Origin of the sequence: Pseudoxanthomonas sp. J31 (assembly GCF_000510725.1) — a bacterium.
Classification (GTDB): Bacteria; Pseudomonadota; Gammaproteobacteria; order Xanthomonadales; family Xanthomonadaceae; genus Pseudoxanthomonas.
The window spans coordinates 171,728-189,843 of the sequence record NZ_AZNZ01000004.1 but is presented as its reverse complement, the minus strand read 5'-3'; the positions used below and the strand labels follow the sequence as shown (position 1 = coordinate 189,843).

The following is an 18,116-nucleotide window of genomic DNA, read 5'->3' as shown; positions in this document are numbered from 1 at the left end:
GTGGACAAAGCAATGCCGCAGACCGAAGCCGAGCGCGAACTGGCCGAACTCCTGGTGGAGTGCCTCAACCTGGAGGGCGTCGATCCGCACGGGATCGACCCGGAAGCGCCGCTGTTCAACGACGGCCTGGGGCTGGACTCGATCGACGCGCTGGAGTTGTCGCTGGCGGTGGCCAAGCGTTACGGCGTGCAGCTGCGCTCGGACGGCGAGGACAACCACCGCATCTTCGCCTCGCTGCGCGCGCTGGCGGCACATGTGCAGTCCCAGCGCGCCGGCTGAGACCCCGCGCGGCGCCGCGCCGGCCCTGCTGCTGCCGCTGCAGCTGCTGTTGTGCGTGGCCTATCCGTTCCTGGCCCATGCCGCCACCACCCGCGGTGGGCCCTGGGCCAGCTTCGCCCTGGCCGACCTGGTCCTGCTGCTGCTGGCCGCGCCGCTGCTGAGGCGGCGGCTTTGGGCCCTGGCCCTGCTGGGGCTGCTGCTGGCCGGCCTGGCCCGGCTCGACGGCGGCCCCTGGCCGCAGCTGCTGCTGCTTGCACCGCCGGTGCTGTTCACCGGCTGGCTGGCGTGGTGGTTCGCTCGCAGCCTGTGGGGCGGGCGGGTGCCGCTGATCGCGCGCATCGTGCGCGCGCTGCACGAGCGCGCCGGGCAGCCGATGACCGCCGAACTGGAAACCTACGCGCGCCGGCTCACCGCCGGCTGGGCCGGGGTGCTGGCCCTGCTGACCGTGGCCAATGCGCTGCTGGCGCTGTGGGCGGAGCCGGGCGGGGTGCTGCATGCCCTGGGGCGCACGCCGCCGCTGGCGGTTTCGCCGCAGGCCTGGTCCTGGTTCGCCAACCTGCTCAACTACGGCGTGGTCGGCGGCTTCATGCTCGGCGAATTCGCCTGGCGCAAGCGCCGCTTCCCGCGCCAGCCCTACCGCAACGGCCTGGACTTCCTGCGCCAGATGGCGGCCCTGGGGCCGAAGTTCTGGCGCGACCTGCTGGGCTGAGCCGCGGCCGCGGCGGGCTATCCTTTGCCGATGCGTTTCACCATTCCCGCCGATGATCCGTGCCTGGACGGGCATTTCCCCGGGCGCCCGCTGGTGCCCGGCGTGGTCCTGCTCGAGCGCGTGCTGGAGGCGGTGGAAGCCGCCCATGGCACGCAGGGGCCGCTGCAATTGCCGCAGGTGAAGTTCCTGCATCCGCTGCTGCCCGGCGAGGAGGCCGAGGTGGTGCTGGACGGCGCACCGCCGGCCTGGCGCTTCCAGGTGCGCCGCGGCGACACCGTGCTGGCCAGCGGCCAGTTGCGCGCGGAGGCCGGCGATGGCCGCTGAGCCGGGCAAGCCCACGGCGGCGTGGAAGCAGCGCCCGGAGGGCGGCAACCGGGCCATGATCCGGCTGATCCTCGGGATCGCCCGCGGCGGCGGCCGCGGCCTGGCGCGGCTGTGCCTGTACCCGATCGTGGCCTACTTCCTGTGCATGCGTGGCGCCGAGCGCCGCGCCTCGCGCTCCTGGCTGTCGCGGGTGCGCGGCCGCCGCGCCTCGCTGTGGCAGGTGGCGCGGCACATCCACACCTTCTCGGCCACGATCCTGGACCGGGTGTTCCTGCTGGGCGGGCGCATGGAGGTGTTCGACATCGACGTGCATGGCCTGGAGCACCTGGAGGCGTTGCTGGACCAGGGCCGCGGCGCGCTGCTGTTCGGCTCGCACCTGGGCAGCTTCGACGCGCTGCGGGTGCTGTCGCGGCGGCGCCCCGGGCTGCAGGTGCGGATCGTGCTGGACCGCGGCCAGAACCCGGTGCTGACCGAAGTGTTCGATTCGCTGGACCCGGCGCTGGCCGCCGGGGTGATCGACGGCGCCCTGCCCGGACCGGCGATCGCGCTGGAGATGCAGCACGCGCTGCAGCAGGGCGCCCTGGTCGCGCTGCTGGTCGACCGCGTCCATGGCCACGAGGAAACCGTGGCCGTGCCCTTCCTCGGCCACCCGGCGCGGCTGCCGCTGACGCCGTGGCGGCTGGCGCTGGCGCTGCACGCACCGGTGCTGCTGTGCTTCGGCCTGTACCGCGGCGGCAACCGCTACGAACTGTGCTTCGAGCCTTTCCTCGATCCGGTGGCCACGCCGCCGCCGGGGCGCGAAGGGCGCGCGGAGTGGTTGCGGCAACAGGTGGCGGCCTATGCCGCGCGCCTGGAGCACTACGCCCGCGGTGCCGAGTACAACTGGTTCAACTTCTTCGACTTCTGGAACGACGATGACGCATCCCTCCCGACCGGCGCCGCGGCGCCTGCTGCCGGCCCTGCTGCTGGCATGCGCGACCGCGCTGCCGGCAGCCGCTGAGACCGCGCCGGCCCCGGCGGCGATCCTGCGCGCGGTGGCGCAGCCGGCGCCCAGCCACACCGGGTTCGTGGAGGTGCGGCAGTCGGCGATGCTGCGCAAGCCGCTACGCATCGAGGGCCAGTACCGGCGCGAGGCCGACGGCCGCCTGGTGCGCGAGGTGCGGGTGCCGTACGCGGAAACCACCACGCTGGCCGCCGGCGAGGCGGTGATCGAGCGTGCCGGGCGCGCGCCGCGGCGGGTGTCGCTGCAGCAGGTGCCGGAGCTGGAGGCGATCCAGGACGGCTTCGGCGCGCTGCTGGCGGGCGACCTGGAGCGCCTGCAGCGCACCTACCAGGTGCAGTCCGCCGGCACCCTGCAGGCCTGGACCCTGCGCCTGCAGCCGCGCGACCCGAAGCTGGCGCGTTCGCTGGCCCGGATCGAGGTGCATGGCCGAAACGCCGAACTGCTGTGCGTGGAAAGCCATCCGGTGCGCGGCGAGCCGCAGCGCACGCTGATGGCCGGCGCCGCCGCGGCCGCGGCCGGGGTCGAGGACGCGCAGGCCCTGGCCGCGCTCTGCCACGGCGCCACGGAGTAAGCGCGCATGGGTTTCCGCGAACCGCGCGGCCGCGCGCGCCTGGCCCTGCTGCTGGGCTGGGTGGCGCTGCTGTCGCTGGGCGGCTGGCTGCTGTCGCGTGGACTGCGGATGGAGGAGGACCTGCGCCGCTTCCTGCCCAGCCCGCGCACGCCGGCGCAGGTGCTGCTGGTGGACGAGCTGGGCGAGGGCCCGGGCTCGCGCCTGCTGCTGCTGGCCCTGTCCGGCGCCGACGACGGGACTTTGGCCGCGCATTCGCGCGCGCTGGCGGTGGAGCTGGCCGCGCGGCCCGGCATCGCGCTGGTCGCCAACGGCGAGGACGCCGGCCTGGAGGCGGTGCCCGAAGGCCTGCGCCCGTACCGCTACCTGCTCTCGCCCGCGCCGCAGGCGCAGTCGCTGGATGCGGGGACGCTGCGCGAGGAACTGGAGCAGCGGCTGCAGGACCTTGGTTCGCCGGCGGCCGACCTGGTCGAGCCGCTGCTGCCCTCCGACCCCACCCTGGAAATCCTGCGCCTGGCCGAGGCCTGGCAGCCGGCGCAGGCGCCCGGGCGCCGCCACGGCGTGTGGTTCGACCAGGCCGGGGAACGGGCCCTGCTGCTGGTGCAGACCACCGCCGCCGGCTTCGACAGCGCCGCCCAGCAGGCGGCGGTGGCGGCAATCCAGGCCGCGTTCGAAGCCAGCCGCCCCGAAGGCGCGGCGACCCGGCTGGAGATGAGCGGCCCCGGCGCTTTCGCCGTGGCCATCCGCGAGCGCACCGAGCGCGAGGTCTCGTGGATCGGCACGGTCGACACCGTCGGCCTGCTGCTGTTGCTGGGCCTTGCCTACCGGCGCTGGAGCATCCCGCTGCTGGGCGCGCTGCCGCTGGCCAGTGGCGGCCTGGCTGGCCTGGGGGCGGTGGCACTGCTGTTCGACGGCGTGCACGGCATCACCGTGGCCTTCGGCTTCACCCTCATCGGCGTGGCCCAGGACTATCCGATCCACTTCTTCAGCCACCTGCGTCCCGGACAATCGCCGGTGGCCAGCGTGCGCGCGCTGTGGCCGACCCTGGTCACCGGCGTGCTGGCCACCTGCATCGCCTACGCGACCTTCCTGTTCTCCGGCGTGCAGGGCCTGCAGCAGCTGGCGGTGTTCACCATCGCCGGCCTGGGCGTGGCCGCCGCCTCGACCCGCTGGCTGCTGCCGCGGCTGGTGACGCCGGCGCGCCGCGACCCGGCCGATTCGGCACGCCTGGCACGCCTCTGGCGCGGCCTCGCCAACCTGCCGCGTCCGCGCCGCAGCCTGGCCGCGCTGGCGGTCGCCGCCGCGGCGGTGGCGCTGTTCGCGCCTGGTCCGTTCTGGGAGAACGACCTGTCGCGCCTGACCCCGGTGCCGCCGGCCGACCTGCAGCGCGACGCGCAGTTGCGCGCCGAGCTGGGGGCGCCGGACGTGCGCTACATGCTGGCGATCCAGGACGTGGACGTGGAAAGCGCGCTGCAGCGCTCCGAGCAGTTGCTGCCCGCGCTGCGGGAACTGCAGGCACGCGGCGTGCTGGCCGGCTACGACCTGGCCGCGCGCTACCTGCCCAGCGCCGCCCTGCAACGTGCGCGCCAGGCGCGACTGCCCGACGCGGACACGCTGCGCGCCTCGTTGGAAGAGGCACTGGACGGTTCGCCGTTCCTGCCCGATGCCTTCGAGCCCTTCCTCGGGGACGTGGCCGCCGCCCGCGCTGCGCCGCCGCTGGGCGTGGACGACCTGGCCGGCACGCCGCTGGAACTGGCGGTCGGCGGCCTCCTGGTGCGTGGCGAGGACCACGCCACCGCGCTGGTGTCGCTGTCGGGCCTTGCCGATCCGCAGGCCGTGGCCGATGCAGTGGCCGGCACGGGCGCGCAGCTGCTGGACCTCAAGCAGGCCTCCGAATCGCTGGTGGCGCAGTGGCGGTTGCGCCTGCTGGGCGCGCTGGCGGTGGCGGCGCTGCTGCTGGCCGGCGTGGTCGTGGCCGCGCTGCGCGACCGCCGCCGCGTGCTGCGGGTGCTGGCGCCGATGGCCCTGACCACCCTGCTGATCCTGGCCGTGCTGCGCGGCTGCGGCGTCGAGCTGAACCTGTTCCACCTGGTCTCGCTGATCCTCGCCGCCGGCCTGGGCCTGGACTACGCCCTGTTCTTCGACCATGCCGGCGACGACCGCGCCGACCAGCTGCGCACCCTGCACGCGGTGATCGTGTGCAGCCTGACCACCGCCCTGGTGTTTGGCCTGCTGGCGCTGTCCTCGATCCCGGTGCTGCGCGCGATCGGCAGCACCGTGGCCCTGGGCGTGGTCGGCAACTTCGTGCTGGCGGTGCTGGTGGCGCGCAGCCCCGCGGAGGAAACCCGATGAACCGACCGTTGCCCGGCCGCGCGGGCATCCTCGCCCTGGTGCCCCACCAGGGTGCGATGTGCCTGTGGGACGAAGTGCTGGCCTGGGACGCGCGCAGCATCCGCGTGCGCGCCTGGAACCACCGCGATCCGGCGCATCCGCTGCGCGCGCGTGGACGCCTGCCGGCGCTGGCGCTGTGCGAGTACGGCGCCCAGGCCATGGCCGTGCATGGCGGACTGCTGGCCGGCACGGAAGGGGGGCGCGCCGCGCCGGGCGTGCTGGTGGCGTTGCACGGGATCGAACTGGCGGTTGCCCGCATCGATGACCTGCCCGGGGCGCTGGAATGCGAGGCGGAACTGCTGGCCGCCAGCGAGGCCAGCCAGCAGTATGCGTTCCGCATCCTGCATGGCGGCCAGGTCATCGCCAGCGGTCGCGCCGCGGCCATGCTCGGCAGCGCGCTGGCTGGTGGCTGACGCCAGCGCCGCGCGCGCTGGCAAAATGCCGCGATGGACCTGACGACTCCCAAGCGCCGCGCCCTGGTCACCGGCGGCAGCGGCGACATCGGTGGCGCGATCTGCCATGCCCTGGCCGATGCCGGCATGGCGGTGATCGTCCACGCCAATACCAACCTGGCCCGCGCCGAGGCGGTGGCCGCGGCGATCCGCGAACGCGGCGGCAGCGCCCGGGCGGTGGCCTTCGACGTGGCCGACGGCGCCGCCACCGGCGCGGCGATCGAGGCCCTGCTGGCCGAGGGCCGGATCGACGTGCTGGTCAACAACGCCGGCATCCACGACGACGCGCCCATGGCCGGGATGAGCGCTGCGCAGTGGCAGCGGGTGATCGACGTCTCCCTGCACGGCTTCTTCCACGTCACCCGGCCGCTGCTGCTGCCGATGGCGCGCGGGCGCTGGGGCCGGATCGTCAGCGTGTCCTCGGTGGCGGCGGTGCTGGGCAACCGCGGCCAGACCAACTACGCCGCGGCCAAGGCCGCGCTGCACGGCGCCAGCAAGTCGCTGGCGCGGGAGATGGGCAGCCGCGGGATCACGGTGAACGTCGTGGCGCCGGGCGTGATCGAAGGCTCGATGACCGCCGGCACGTTCAGCCCCGAGGCGATCCGGCAGATGGTGCCGGCCGCGCGCGCCGGGCGCCCGGAGGAAGTGGCGGCGTTGGTCGCCTTCCTGTGCTCGGAGGCGGCCGGCTACGTCAACGGCCAGGTGATCGGGGTCAACGGCGGCATGGGCTGAAGGCCTGCCCTCAGGTGCCGCCCCCGTCCTGCGGCGTGGCCGCCGCGGCCTCCACCCCGGCGCGCGCATCGCGCCGCGCCAGCAGGGCCAGCAGCGGCCCGGTCATCAGCGTGGTGCACAGCGCCACCAGCAACAGCAGGGTGAACAGCTCCGGGCCGATCAGGCCGGCATCCAGGCCGACCTTCATCACGATCAGCTCGATCATGCCGCGCGCGTTCATCAGCGAACCCACCGCCAGGCTGTCGCGCAGCGGATAGCCGGACAGGCGCGCGCCCAGGCCGCCGCCGGCGAGCTTGCCCAGCACCGCCACGCCGAGGATCAGCAGCAGCGCCCCGGCGCCGGTGGCGGTGAACGCGTCGGCGGTGGTGCCCATGCCGGCCACGGCGAAGAACAGCGGCATCAGCAGGACCAGGGCCAGGTGCTCGATGCGCTCGACCAGGGCGTGCATCAGGCGGTCGTCGCGCGGCAGGCAGGCGCCGAACAGGAACGCGCCGAATACCGCGTGCAGCTGCAGCCACTCGGTGGCCGCGGCGCAGGCGAACAGGCCCACCAGCAGCGCCGCCAGCACCGTGCCGGATGGGCGGCCATCGCTGGCATGCCGGCGCAGCATCGCCGCGAACAGCGGCTTGAGCAGGCCGAACACCAGCACCAGCAGCAGGGCCAGGCCGGCCAGGGTGCGGGCCAGGCCGGCATAGCCGTCGCCGCCGGTCAGCGCCACCAGCAGCGCCAGCGCGATCCATGCGCCCACGTCCAGCAGCGCCGCCGCCGACAGCGCCAGCCGCCCGACCGCGGTGTGCTGCATGCGCCGGTCCTTGAGGATCCGCGCCAGCACCGGGAACGCGGTCACCGACAGGGCCACGCCCAGGTACAGCGCGAACGGCCAGAAGGCCACGCCTTCCGGCGCCAGCATCCCGTGCAGCAGCGGCGCCGCCGCCAGCGCCAGCAGGAACGGCAGCAGCGCCGACAGCCCGGCCACCCGCGCCGCGGCCAGCACCTGCGCACGCGCGCCTTCCGGCGCGCGCATCTCCACGCCGATGACGAACATGAAGAGCACCAGGCCCAGGGTTGCCAGCGCCGACAGCCCGGGCAGCGAGGCGGCCGGGAACAGCGCGGCGTGCAGTTCGGGCATGGCCGCGCCGAACACCACCGGGCCCAGCAGGATGCCGGCGGCCATCTCGCCGATCACCGGCGGCTGGCCCAGGCGCGCGAGCAGCACGCCGCAGGCCCGTGCGGCCACCAGGACGATGGCGATCTGGAACAGCAGCAACCCCGTCATCGCTACTCCCCGTGCGCGGACAGGCCCTTATAGCCCGCACGCGGCCGCGGGCCAAACACGGTTGGCCGTGAAACGGTTCGCTTCAGGGAGTGGTGTCGATCTGCGGCACCTGGGCGCGCACCCGCGCATACTCGCGCCACACGTCGCCATGGGCCAGCACCTGGCGCACCACGTGCGAGGTGATCCGGTACAGGTCGCGCAGCGGGCGGAAATGGCTGCGCCGCAGCGGGCCGCCGTCCTGGCCGCGGTAGCGGGTCTCCACCGGCACCGCCACGCTGCGGATGCCCAGCTGGCGCGAGGCGGAGATCAGCAGCTGCGCCTCGAACACGAAGTCCTCGCCGGGCACGTCCTGCAGCGCGACCACCGCCGCCGGGTAGTAGCGCTGGCCGCTCTGGCTGTCGGCGATGCGGTAGCCGGCGCCCCAGCTCACGCCCCAGTCGCCGAAGGCATTGGCCATGCGCCGCAGGCGTGGGGCCGCGGCGCGGTGGCGCAGGCGCGCGCCGATGATGATGTGGTTGGGGTGGCGCGCCGCCGCGGCCAGCAGGCGCGGCAGGTCGGAGGGGTCGTGCTGGCCGTCGCCGTCGATGGTCAGCACCCCGGTGGCGCCACGCGCCAGCGCCTCGGCGAAACCGGTGCGCAGGGCCGCGCCCTTGCCGCGGCGCAGGCCGTGGCGCAGCACGGTCACCGGCAGATCGCGCAGGCGCTCGGCGGTGCCGTCGGTGGAGCCGTCGTCGACCACGATCACCCATGGGCAGTGCGCCAGGGTCTGGGTGACGACGTCGCGGATCCGCAGCACTTCGTTGAGGGCCGGGATCACCACTGCGGTCCTGCGCGGATCAGCCATGGCCCAGCCCGATGCGCAGGCCGCGGCCGTCGCCGGCGGCCACCACCGCTTGCGCGGCGTCGGCGGCGATCGCCTCCAGCAGCACCAGCGCCGGGGCCATGGCGTTGCCGGCGGCCACCGCGGCCGGCGGCGCCGCGGGCGTGGCCTCGCCCGGTTGCAGCGACAGGCGCAGGCGGTCGCCGGCCGCCGGCCGCGCCAGCACCAGGGCCACGCCAAGCAGGCCCTGGCTGTCCAGCACATCGTTGAGCGGGCCCACCGCCGGGCCGTCGTAGGCGACGAGGAGCACCGCCTGCGCCCCGGCCTCCAGCTGCGCCAGCGCCTCCACCAGGCCCATGGCGAAGCTGGCTTGGCCGGCGCTGATCGCGGTGGCCGGCTCCATCGCCCCGGTGCCGATGGTCCAGTAGCCGGCGGCGGCGTTGTGCACGGAATTGTGGAAGCGGGTCGGCGAGACCTCGGTGGGGGCGCGCGCCAGGGTGGCGCACATGTTGTCGGTGATCGCCAGCTCGCCGTAGGTGGAGGTGAACACCGAGGGCAGGCTGGCCGGGTCGCGGCCGGCGGCCTCGCACGCGGCCTGGGCCGCCTGCAGCGCGACCAGCACCGTGTCCGGCGCGCGCCGGCGCTCGTTGGGCGGCAGCAGCGTGGGTGCCGGCCGCGCGGGCGCCGCTTCCGGCGCCCCGGCGCCGCGGTGCAGGCCGACGAAGGCCTCCCAGGACGGGACGCCCGGGGCCCACAGGCCGATGCCTTCGATCGCGGCGGTGAGGGGCGTGGTCATGGGCGCGAGAACACCAGCGAACAGTTGTTGCCGCCGAAGCCGAAGGCGTTGTTCATCGCATGGGCGATGTCGGCGCGGGCATTGTCGAAACGGATCTGCGGGCCGCACACCGGGTCGGGCACGGCGCTGTTGAGGGTGCCCGGCAACAGCCCGTGCTCCAGCGCCAGCAGCGCGAACGCGGACTCGACGATGCCGGCCGCGCCGAGGGTATGGCCGGTCCAGCCCTTGGTCGAGCTGGCATGCAGGGTTGGCGGGAACAGCGCCGCCACCGCCGCCGCCTCGACGCTGTCGTTGGCCGGGGTGGCGGTGCCGTGCAGGCTCAGGTAGCCGATGTCGTCCGGCGCCAGGCCGGCACGCGCCAGCGCGTCCTGCATCGCCCGCCGCGCGCCCAGGCCTTCCGGGTGCGGCGAGGACATGTGGTAGGCGTCGGAGGATTCGCCGTAGCCGGACAGCCAGGCGCGCACGCGGGCGGGTTCGGCCTGGCGTTCGAGCAGGGCGAAGCCGGCGGCCTCGCCCAGCGACAAACCGTCGCGCGCGGCGTCGAACGGCCGGCAGGGCTGCGCCGAGACCAGCTGCAGCGCGTTGAAGCCGTACAGCACGCTGCCGCACAGGGTGTCCACGCCGCCGACGATGGCTGCATCGGCGAGGCCGGCCTGCATCAGGCGCGCGGCATGGGCGAACACCTTGGCGCTGGAGGAGCAGGCGGTGGCCACGGTGAGGGTCGGGCCGGCGGCGCCGGTGGCCGCGCCCACGAAACCGGAGGCGGCGTCCGGGCAGTGCACCTTCAGCCGCGTCAGGTCGGCCGGGAAGCGGCCGTCCTCCAGCCGGGTATAGGCCTCCTCGGTTTCGCCGATGCTGGAGGTGGAAGTGCCGATCACCACCGCCACCCGCGCCGCACCATGGCGCGCCACGGCCTCGCGCGCGGCCTCGAGGAAGCCGTCCTGCTGCAGGCCCAGCCAGGCCAGGCGGTGGTTGCGCGACTGCCAGCCTTCCAGCGCCGCCGGCAGTTCCACCGTTTCCACGCCCTCGACCCGGCCGATCCAGCACTCCAGCGGCCGCCCCGGCAGGTCGTTGCGGCGCAGTCCGCCACGGCGCTGCACGAGCGCCTCGTGCTGCGCCTGCAGCCCGGCGCCAAGCGCGGTGGTGGCGGTGAAGGCGGTGATGGCCACGGGCGCGACGGGCGCCGGACGGGAGTGCGTGAGCAAGGGCAGCGACTGGCGGGCAGGAGGCGCGGGAGTATAGCCACTGCGCCTGTTGCCGCCGCGTGCCTGCCGGCTTCACCAGGATGAACGACGCCCCAGGCATTGCCGCGCTTCCGCACCTGCGACATTTCCTCCACAATCCCGAGGTTCTTACGTTTCCCCCGGGGCCGGGCGCGACCGCGCGCATGCAAGCCTACGTCTACAAGAGCCGCCGCCGAGCAGACACCTACGTATTCCTGGCCGAACGCGACGGGTTCTCGCGCCTGCCCGCGGCGGTGGCGCAGGGCCTTGGCCAGCTGGAATTCGTCCTCGAGGTCGCGTTGACCCCGGAGCGCCGCCTGGCGCGGGCCGACGCCGCGGTCGTGCGCGCCAACCTGGCCGCGCAGGGCTTCCACATCCAGTTCCCGCCGGTCCCCGGTACCCCGGACGCGGCCCATGGCTGAGCCCGTTTCCCGTCCCGCCCGCCCGCTGCTGGCCGCGTTCCTGCTCGCGGCCGGCGTGCTGCTGGCAGCGCTGGCCGGCTTCGGTGGCGCGGTCGCGGTGGTCGCCGGCCTGCTGGCGCAGGCGCTGCTGGCCGCGGGCCTGTCGTGGTGGCGCGGTACCCGCGCGCTGCCGGCCAGTCCGCGCGCACTGCCGGCCGCGCTGCCGGGGCCGTTGCTGGCCTGGGGCGCCGGGCTGGCCCTGGCGGCGCTGCTGCTGGCCTGGCCGCTGCAGGCGCTGCGTGCCCACGCCAGCCTCGGCGCCGCGCTGGGCACCAGCCTGATGGCGGCCCTGCTGGTGCTCGCACTGTGGCGCACCTGGCCGGTGTGGCGCGCCGTGGAGGGCGAGGGCGCCGCGCCGGGCGCGTCCTGGCGCCGGCTGCCGCAGCAGCAGGCCGATACCTGGTCCGGGCTGGGTGCAGCGCTGGCCATCGCCCTGGTGCTGGGCGGCTGGCTGCTGCTGGCCTGGCCGCAGCTGCTGGCCCCGGCCACGCGCTGGGGCCTGGCCGCGGCCTGGGCCCTGGCCGGGATCCCGCTGCACCTGTGGCTGCAGCGCACCCCGGCCCCGGTCGAGCGCGCCGCGCCGCTGGATTTCCTCGCCGCGACCCTGCTGCAGGCCGAACCGGAGCCGCTGCCGCCGGCACCGGAAGATCCGGCCGCGCTGGCCGAGGCGCTGTACGCCGCCGCCCGCGCCGGCCGCGTCGACCAGGCCCTGCAGCTGCTGGAGGCCGGTGCCGACCCGCATGCGCCGCCGCCGGAGGATGAACGCGACCGCCGCAGCCTGGCGGTGCTGGCCGCGGTGCTGCCGGACCTGCGCCTGCTGCGCGCGCTGATTGCCCAGGGCGTCGACCTCAACCCGCCCGGCGGCACCGGCCCGCTGCTGGCCGCCACCCGCGACAGCTGGCACGGCCGCCCCGAGGCGGTGATGACCCTGCTGGCCAACGGCGCCGACCCGCGCGCCCGCGACGCCGAAGGCAATTCCCCGCTGCACCATGCCGCGCGCAGCACCGACCCCGGCGTGGCCGCGCTGCTGCGCGACGCCGGCGCCGAGCTGGAGGCGCTCAACAACGACGGCCTGTCGCCGCTGGGCGTGGCCTGCGCCGCCGGCAACTGGCGCCTGGCCAAGTTCCTGCTCGAACGCGGCGCCCGGCCCGAGCCGCCCGGTGGCCAGCCGGCGCTGCTGGCCGCGGCCGGCGGCGACGAGGACGATCCGGCCGGGGTGCAGCTGCTGCTGAAGTTCAAGGCGCGGGTGGGCGCCACCGGCCGCGGCGGGCGCACCGCCCTGCACGAGGCCGCGCTGGCCGGCCACGCCGGGATCGTGGCGGCGCTGCTGGCCGCCGGCGCCGATCCGCACCGCGCCGACGAGGCCGGGCGCACGCCCTGGCTGGAGGCCGCGCGCGGCCAGCACGCCGAGGTGCTGGAACAGCTGCTGGCGATCGGGGTCGACGTGGCCGCGGTGGACGCCTCCGGGCGCAACGCGCTGCTGCTGGCGGCCAGTGCCGAGCAGCCTTCGCTGCCGCTGGTGCGGCGCCTGCTGCAGGCCGGCGTGGATCCGGCGGTGCCCGATGCCAGCGGCCGCCGCGCGGTGGACGCCGCCGCCGAGGCCGGGCGCTGGGCGATCGTGGCCGCGCTCGACCCGGGCTACCCGCTGCCGCTGGCGGTGGCCGACAGCGTGGCCGCCGCGCCGGCCGAGGCCGATGCGCGCCCGCCGCTGGCGCTGCTGCGCGAAGGCCTGCTGGCCGGGCGCATGGACGGCCTGCCGGCGCTGGCGCGGCTGTGCAGCCCGGCCGAACTGGGCGGACTGCTGCACGAGCGCGAGCTGCAGGCCCGCCCGGAAGCGCTGGCCTGGCTGCTGGAGCAGGGCGCCGATCCGGAAACCCTGGTCGACGGCCATACCGTGCTGTCGGCCCTGCTCGGCCGCGGCGGCGAGGCCGCCGCCGCGATCCAGCTGCTGCTGCGCCACGGTGCCTCGCCGGCCGGCGCCGGCGGCCTGGCCCGCTTCCTCGCCGCCTGCGTGCAGCGCGACGAGGCCGCCCGCGGCCACGAACAGCTGGCGCTGGAACTGTTCGGCGCCGGCGCCGATCCGTTCGCGCCCTCGCCGGCGGGCGACCCGGCGCTGTCCCTGGCCGTGCGCCTGGGCTGGCTGCGCCTGCTGGACGCCCTGCTGGACGCCGGCGTGGACCGCGAGGCCCGCGACAGCCACGGCATGACCGCCCTGCACCTGGCCGCTGCGCTGGGCCGCGAATCGGCGCTGCTGCGCCTGGTCGCCCAGGGTGCCTCGCCGGAGGCGCGTGCCGCCGATGGCCAGACCCCGCTGGGCGTGGCCCTGGCCAGCGGCCGCCGCGACCTGGCCGACTGGCTGGACTGGCGCGGCTGGCAGCTGCCCGGGCGCCCGCTGCGCCCGGCCGACGTCCCGGCCGCGGCGATGGCCGGCGACGCCGACGCGGTGCGCCGCCTGCTGGACCTGGGCTTCGCGGTCGACTCCACCGACGCCCAGGGCTGCACCGGCCTGCTGCGCGCCGCCGGCGGCGGCCATGCCGCGGTGGTGGACCTGCTGCTGGCGCGCGGCGCCAATCCGCAGCACGCCGCCAACAGCGGCGCCACCCCGCTGTCGGCGGCGGTGAGCATGCGCCAGCTGGGCATCGTCTCGGCCCTGCTGGATGCCGGCGCCGACCTCGAGCACCGCCTGCCGGGCGGGGTCACCGTGCTGATGCTGGCCTCGGCCCTGGGCCTGGCCGACGTGGCCGCGCGCCTGCTCACCGCCGGCGCCGATGTCTCCGCCGGCGACAGCCAGGGCCTGGCGCCGCTGCACTGCGCCGCGCTGTACGGCTTCACCGGGCGCGACCGCCCGCGCCTGCTGGCGCTGCTGGACACCCTGCTGCTGGCCGGTGCCGAGCCCGACCAGCCGGCCGCCGGCGGGGTCACCCCGCTGCTGCTGCTGCTGGGCGCGCGCGCCGAGCCCGGCAGCGCCTGCGACGAGAACGTGGTCCTGGCCGGCCTGGAGCGCCTGCTGGAGGAGGACGTGTCGCTGGACGCGCAGGACCCGCGCGGCTTCGGCCCGCTGCACCTGGCGGCGCTGCACGGCTTGCGCGCGGTGGTCCAGCGCCTGCTGCGCGCCGGCGCCGACCCGGACCTGCGCGACACCCTCAACCGCACCCCGCGCGACATCGCGGTGATGCGCGGCTTCGTCGACGTGGCCGCCGAGTTCGTGCCCGCGCACCAGGCCACCGGGGTGTCGATGGCGCGCTTCCTCAACCAGCCGCGCAACTGAGCGCGCCGGCAAGGCCGCGGCTCAGTCCCTGTCGGAGGGCGGGGCCGGCGGCGCGTCCTGCGCCGGACGGCTGACCGCCGGGGCCCCGGCATCGGCCTCGAACAGCCGCACCAGCTCGGCGCGTGCCTGCTGCGCACTGCGCTTGAGCGCGTCCTCGTCGTCGTAGACCAGGTACTGCTCCTGCAGCAGGGCCTCGTCGTGGGCGCGGAAGCGGCGCACGTGCTCGGCCGCCTGCGCTTCGGGCATGCCCAGCTCGCACAGCACCCGCCCGGCCACTTCCAGGCTGGTGCCCAGCAGTTCGCGGTAGGGCTCGGTGCCCAGGTCCATCAGCCGCCAGGCGTGCTGGCGGTCGCGCGCGCGCGCCAGCACCCGCGCCTGCGGGTACTGGCGGCGGATCAGGCGCACCGCCTGCAGCGTGGTCTCCGGCTCGTCGGCACAGATCACGAACACCTTGACGTGCTCGGCGCCGGCGGCGCGCAGCAGGTCCGAGCGGGTGGGGTCGCCGTAGAAGATGCGGCCGCCGCTGCGGCGCACGTCCTCCACCCGTTGCGGACTGCGGTCCAGGGCCACGTACGGGATCTTCTGCGCCGCCAGCACCCGCGCCACGATCTGGCCGAAGCGGCCGACCCCGGCGATCAGCACCTGCGGCTTCTCGACCCCGGGCGCGGCGCTGTCGTACTGTGGCGCCGGCGCCGGCGGCTGCTCCTCGCGCCGCCGGTGCAGGTAGCGGTCCAGCGCCATCAGCAGCAGCGGCATCAGCGCCATCGACACGCCGACCACCGCCGCCAGGCGGTCGTACTCGGCGGTGGTGAGCAGGCGCACGCGCAGCGCCTCGTGGAACACCACGAAGGCGAACTCGCCGCCCAGCCACAGGGTGCCGCCCAGCAGCAGGCCGTGCCCGGGCTGCAGCCGCGCCACCTTGCCGATGCCCAGCAGCACGCCGAACTTCACCACCAGCAGCAGGCCCACGCCGGCGGCGATGAGCCAGGGCTCGGCGGCGATCCGGTCCAGGTCGATGCCCATGCCCACGGCGATGAAGAACAGGCCCAGCAGCAGGCCCTTGAACGGCTCGATTTGCGATTCCAGCTCGTGCCGGTACTCCGAGTCGGCCAGCAGCACGCCGGCGATGAACGCGCCCAGGCCGGGGCTCAGCCCGGCCTGCTGCATGATCCAGGCACTGCCCAGCACCGCCAGCAGGGCGGTGGCGGTGAATACTTCCGGGGTGCGGATGCTGGCCACCACCTTGAGCCCGCGCCGCATCAGCAGGCGCCCGCCGAACCACACCAGCGCCAGCGCGCCCAGCGCGTGCCCGACCATGGCCCAGGTCAGGCTCTCGTCCTTGACACCCCCCAGCAGCGGGATGACCGCCAGCAGCGGGATCGCCGCCAGGTCCTGGAACAGCAGGATCGCGAATGCCAGCTGGCCGTGGTCGCTGCCCAGCTCGCGGCGCTCGCCCAGCATCTGCAGGCCCACCGCGGTGGAGGACAGGGCCAGGCCGAGGCCGGCCACCAGCGCGCCCTTCCAGTGCACGCCGTAGAAGAACAGGGCCGCGCCCAGGAACAGCGCCGACACGAACACCTGGGCGCCCCCGGCGCCGAACACCGGCCGCCGCAGCAGGCCCAGGCGCGCGGGGGACACCTCCAGGCCGATCACGAACAGCAGCATGATCACGCCCAGCTCGGACGCGCCCAGGATCCGCTCCGGGTCGCTGACCGCGCCCACCCCGTGCGGCCCCAGCAGCACGCCGGTGGCCAGGTAGGCCAGCACCGCCACCAGGCCCAGCCGGCGGAACAGCGGCACGACCGCGATCGCAGCCGCCAGCAGCACCAGCGCCAGTTCGAAACTCAGGTTGCCGGGCAAGGTGCCGTCCATCGATTGGCCCGATTATCGCCGCGGATGGCGCCGCGTGGGCGGCCGGACGTGACTGGCCGCTGTCCGCGGTGCGCGCGGGCGGTTCGGCACGGGCCTGTGCTAGCCTCGCCGCCGGTCCAAGGGAGGGATCCACATGCGCAGTCCATGGTGGTGGGCAGTCGTGCTCTGGGTGGTTGCGGGCCTGGCGCTGGCGGCGGAGGGCGGCGGCGAGCCGCAGGTCGAAGCCGGCATGCTGGTTTCCGGCCGGATCGTCGTCGGGCCCGACGGCAAGCCCAGCGAGTACCAGCTGAAGGATCCGGACCGGCTGCCGGCCGGGGTCCGCCGGTTCTTGGACCTGCATATCCCGCGCTGGCAGTTCGAGCCGCCGATGCTGGAGGGCCGCGCGGTGGCCCTGGACAACCTCATGGACATCCACCTCAGGGCGGTGCCCGAGGGCGAGGGCATGCGCCTCGAACTGGGAAGCGTCTCGTTCCGGCCGGCGGCCCGGGACACCGAATACGAACTGCGCAGGCGCAGGCTGATCCCGCCGGAGTATCCCCGCGCGGCCCTGGCGGCCGGCGACGGGGGCGGCGCCGTGGTCTACGTCGCGCTCAGGATCGGCCCCGACGGCAAGGTGGTGGAGGCGGTGGACGAGCAGGTCAACCTGCATTTCATTCCCGACGCGGGCAGCGAAGGGAAATGGCGCGACCTGTTCGCCCGCAACGCATTGCGCGCGGCGCGCGCATGGACGTTCCAGCCGCCGACCCGCGGCGAGCTCGCCGGGCTCCCGTACTGGCGGCTGCGCGTCCCGGTGCACTACATCCCGTCCGCCCTGCCCGGCGCCGGCGACCAGTACGGCAAGTGGCAGGCCTACGTCGTCGGGCCGTGGCGCCAGGTCGACTGGTTCGGGGAAGCCGACGTCCGCCAGCCACTGGAGTCGCTGGCCGGCAACACCCTGCACGTGGCGGATGCGCCCGGCCAGCTGAAGCTGGTCGCCCAGGCCGGGGGCTGATCCGCCCCGCGGCCTGCCCTGCGGCGACGACGCCGCGACGGCGCTAGACTCCGCCGGGGCCCAAAGGGGAGGCCCAAGGGGAGGGGAGAACATGCGCAGTCCGTGGTGGTTGGTGTGTGTCCTGTGGGCGGTCAGTGCGGTGGCGCTGGGGGCGAGGAAGCCGGCGCCGGGCCAGGCCGAGGCGGAAGCCGGCATCCATGTCGCCGGCACGATCGTGGTGGGACCGGAAGGCAAGCCGCTGGAGTACGAACTCACCGGCGCCAACCGGTTGCCGGCCGAGGTGCGCCGGTTCCTGGATTTCCATATCCCGCGCTGGGAATTCGACCCGCCGGTGGTGGACGGCAAGCCGGTGGCGCTGCGCAACCGCATGGGCCTGTACCTGGTGGCCAGGCCCAGCGCGGACGGCGGCATGCGCATCGTCCTGCAGGCGGCCAGCTTCACCCCCGTCGAGAAGGGCGGTGGCTACGACCTGGCGGCGGCGCGGATGCCGCCGCCGCCGTACCCGGAGGCGGCCGCCGAGATCGGCGTGGAGGCCACGGTCTACCTGGTGCTCAAGGTCGGCCCCGACGGCAAGGTGCTGGACGCCGCCGACGAGCAGGTCAACCTGCACTTCCTGCCCGAGCGCGATGCCGACAAGCGGCGCGACATCTTCGCCCGCGCCGCCGTGCGCGGCGCGCGCAGCTGGAAATTCAACGTGCCGACCCAGGGGCCGGAGGCCGGGCGCGAGTACTGGCTGGTGCGAGTACCGCTGGCCTTCACCTTCGACCAGCGCAACCGCTACGGCGAATGGCAGGCCTACGTGCCCGGCCCGCGGCGCAAGGTGCCGTGGGTGCCGGAAGATGAACAGGGCGGCCCGCTGGAGGCCATGGCCGGTGGCAGCGTGAACGCGGTGGGCGCCAGGAGCGGGGTGATGCTGACCCCGGCCGGCCGCGGCCTGTAGGCCCGTCCGGC

General features: G+C 75.2%; 17 protein-coding genes. 12 read left to right on the top strand and 5 right to left on the bottom strand.

Annotated features, from left to right (window positions below):
* Positions 1-12 precede the first annotated feature (12 nt).
* The 8 genes from PSEJ31_RS0108265 to fabG are packed head-to-tail and all read left to right on the top strand — an operon-like array spanning position 13 to position 6,458.
* Positions 13-279 (top strand): phosphopantetheine-binding protein, encoded by a 267-nt coding sequence (locus PSEJ31_RS0108265; RefSeq protein WP_037034862.1) that lies wholly within the window; start codon positions 13-15, stop codon positions 277-279.
* A gap of 28 nt (positions 280-307) precedes the next feature.
* Complete coding sequence (locus PSEJ31_RS0108260; protein WP_028915188.1) at positions 308-988, top strand: ketosynthase; 681 nt, start codon at positions 308-310, stop codon at positions 986-988.
* Between the two features lie 30 nt (positions 989-1,018).
* Positions 1,019-1,312: a polyketide synthase dehydratase domain-containing protein gene (locus PSEJ31_RS0108255; RefSeq protein WP_019397289.1), complete on the top strand. Its 294-nt coding sequence runs from the start codon at positions 1,019-1,021 to the stop codon at positions 1,310-1,312.
* Entirely contained in the window at positions 1,302-2,312 is a 1,011-nt protein-coding gene (locus PSEJ31_RS0108250) for an acyltransferase (protein ID WP_028915187.1), read from the top strand. Before PSEJ31_RS0108255 ends, PSEJ31_RS0108250 begins: the two co-directional genes overlap by 11 nt.
* Positions 2,227-2,886: a LolA-related protein gene (locus PSEJ31_RS0108245; RefSeq protein WP_019397287.1), complete on the top strand. Its 660-nt coding sequence runs from the start codon at positions 2,227-2,229 to the stop codon at positions 2,884-2,886. The genes PSEJ31_RS0108250 and PSEJ31_RS0108245 overlap by 86 nt, the downstream gene beginning before the upstream one ends.
* Positions 2,887-2,892: 6 nt before the next feature.
* Entirely contained in the window at positions 2,893-5,235 is a 2,343-nt protein-coding gene (locus tag PSEJ31_RS0108240; RefSeq protein WP_028915186.1) for an MMPL family transporter, read from the top strand.
* On the top strand, positions 5,232-5,687 hold the full coding sequence (locus PSEJ31_RS0108235; protein WP_125077366.1) for a phosphotransferase: 456 nt from the start codon (positions 5,232-5,234) through the stop codon (positions 5,685-5,687). Before PSEJ31_RS0108240 ends, PSEJ31_RS0108235 begins: the two co-directional genes overlap by 4 nt.
* Before the next feature lie 33 nt (positions 5,688-5,720).
* Complete coding sequence (gene fabG, locus PSEJ31_RS0108230) at positions 5,721-6,458, top strand: 3-oxoacyl-ACP reductase FabG (protein WP_037034820.1); 738 nt, start codon at positions 5,721-5,723, stop codon at positions 6,456-6,458.
* Positions 6,459-6,468: 10 nt separating this feature from the next.
* Here the strand turns inward: fabG and PSEJ31_RS0108225 are convergent, their stop codons facing one another.
* The 4 genes from PSEJ31_RS0108225 to PSEJ31_RS0108210 all read right to left on the bottom strand — a co-directional run bounded on the left by PSEJ31_RS0108225 (position 6,469) and on the right by PSEJ31_RS0108210 (position 10,561).
* Complete coding sequence (locus PSEJ31_RS0108225) at positions 6,469-7,734, bottom strand: cation:proton antiporter (protein ID WP_037034817.1); 1,266 nt, start codon at positions 7,732-7,734, stop codon at positions 6,469-6,471.
* Positions 7,735-7,816: 82 nt separating this feature from the next.
* Positions 7,817-8,578 (bottom strand): glycosyltransferase family 2 protein, encoded by a 762-nt coding sequence (locus tag PSEJ31_RS0108220; protein WP_026010218.1) that lies wholly within the window; start codon positions 8,576-8,578, stop codon positions 7,817-7,819.
* The gene (locus PSEJ31_RS0108215) at positions 8,571-9,350 is read right to left on the bottom strand and encodes a beta-ketoacyl synthase chain length factor (RefSeq protein ID WP_028915184.1); all 780 of its coding nucleotides are present in this window, start codon (positions 9,348-9,350) and stop codon (positions 8,571-8,573) included. The genes PSEJ31_RS0108220 and PSEJ31_RS0108215 overlap by 8 nt, the downstream gene beginning before the upstream one ends.
* The gene (locus PSEJ31_RS0108210; protein WP_028915183.1) at positions 9,347-10,561 is read right to left on the bottom strand and encodes a beta-ketoacyl-[acyl-carrier-protein] synthase family protein; all 1,215 of its coding nucleotides are present in this window, start codon (positions 10,559-10,561) and stop codon (positions 9,347-9,349) included. Before PSEJ31_RS0108210 ends, PSEJ31_RS0108215 begins: the two co-directional genes overlap by 4 nt.
* 176 nt (positions 10,562-10,737) lie before the next feature.
* Here PSEJ31_RS0108210 and PSEJ31_RS0108205 point away from each other — a divergent pair, with 176 nt between their 5' ends.
* Entirely contained in the window at positions 10,738-10,995 is a 258-nt protein-coding gene (locus tag PSEJ31_RS0108205) for a YcgL domain-containing protein (RefSeq protein ID WP_019397279.1), read from the top strand.
* On the top strand, positions 10,988-14,302 hold the full coding sequence (locus PSEJ31_RS0108200; protein WP_028915182.1) for an ankyrin repeat domain-containing protein: 3,315 nt from the start codon (positions 10,988-10,990) through the stop codon (positions 14,300-14,302). Before PSEJ31_RS0108205 ends, PSEJ31_RS0108200 begins: the two co-directional genes overlap by 8 nt.
* Positions 14,303-14,323: 21 nt before the next feature.
* On the opposite strand, the gene PSEJ31_RS0108195 is transcribed toward PSEJ31_RS0108200, so the two are convergent.
* Positions 14,324-16,174 carry a monovalent cation:proton antiporter-2 (CPA2) family protein gene (locus PSEJ31_RS0108195; RefSeq protein ID WP_028915181.1) on the bottom strand — a complete coding sequence of 617 codons (1,851 nt, stop codon included), beginning with the start codon at positions 16,172-16,174 and terminating at the stop codon, positions 14,324-14,326.
* A 133-nt stretch (positions 16,175-16,307) separates the two neighbouring features.
* Between PSEJ31_RS0108195 and PSEJ31_RS15855 the strand changes: the two genes are divergently transcribed.
* Complete coding sequence (locus PSEJ31_RS15855) at positions 16,308-17,165, top strand: hypothetical protein (protein ID WP_083852370.1); 858 nt, start codon at positions 16,308-16,310, stop codon at positions 17,163-17,165.
* 91 nt (positions 17,166-17,256) lie between these two features.
* Positions 17,257-18,105: an energy transducer TonB gene (locus PSEJ31_RS0108185; RefSeq protein ID WP_232211003.1), complete on the top strand. Its 849-nt coding sequence runs from the start codon at positions 17,257-17,259 to the stop codon at positions 18,103-18,105.
* Positions 18,106-18,116 lie beyond the last annotated feature (11 nt).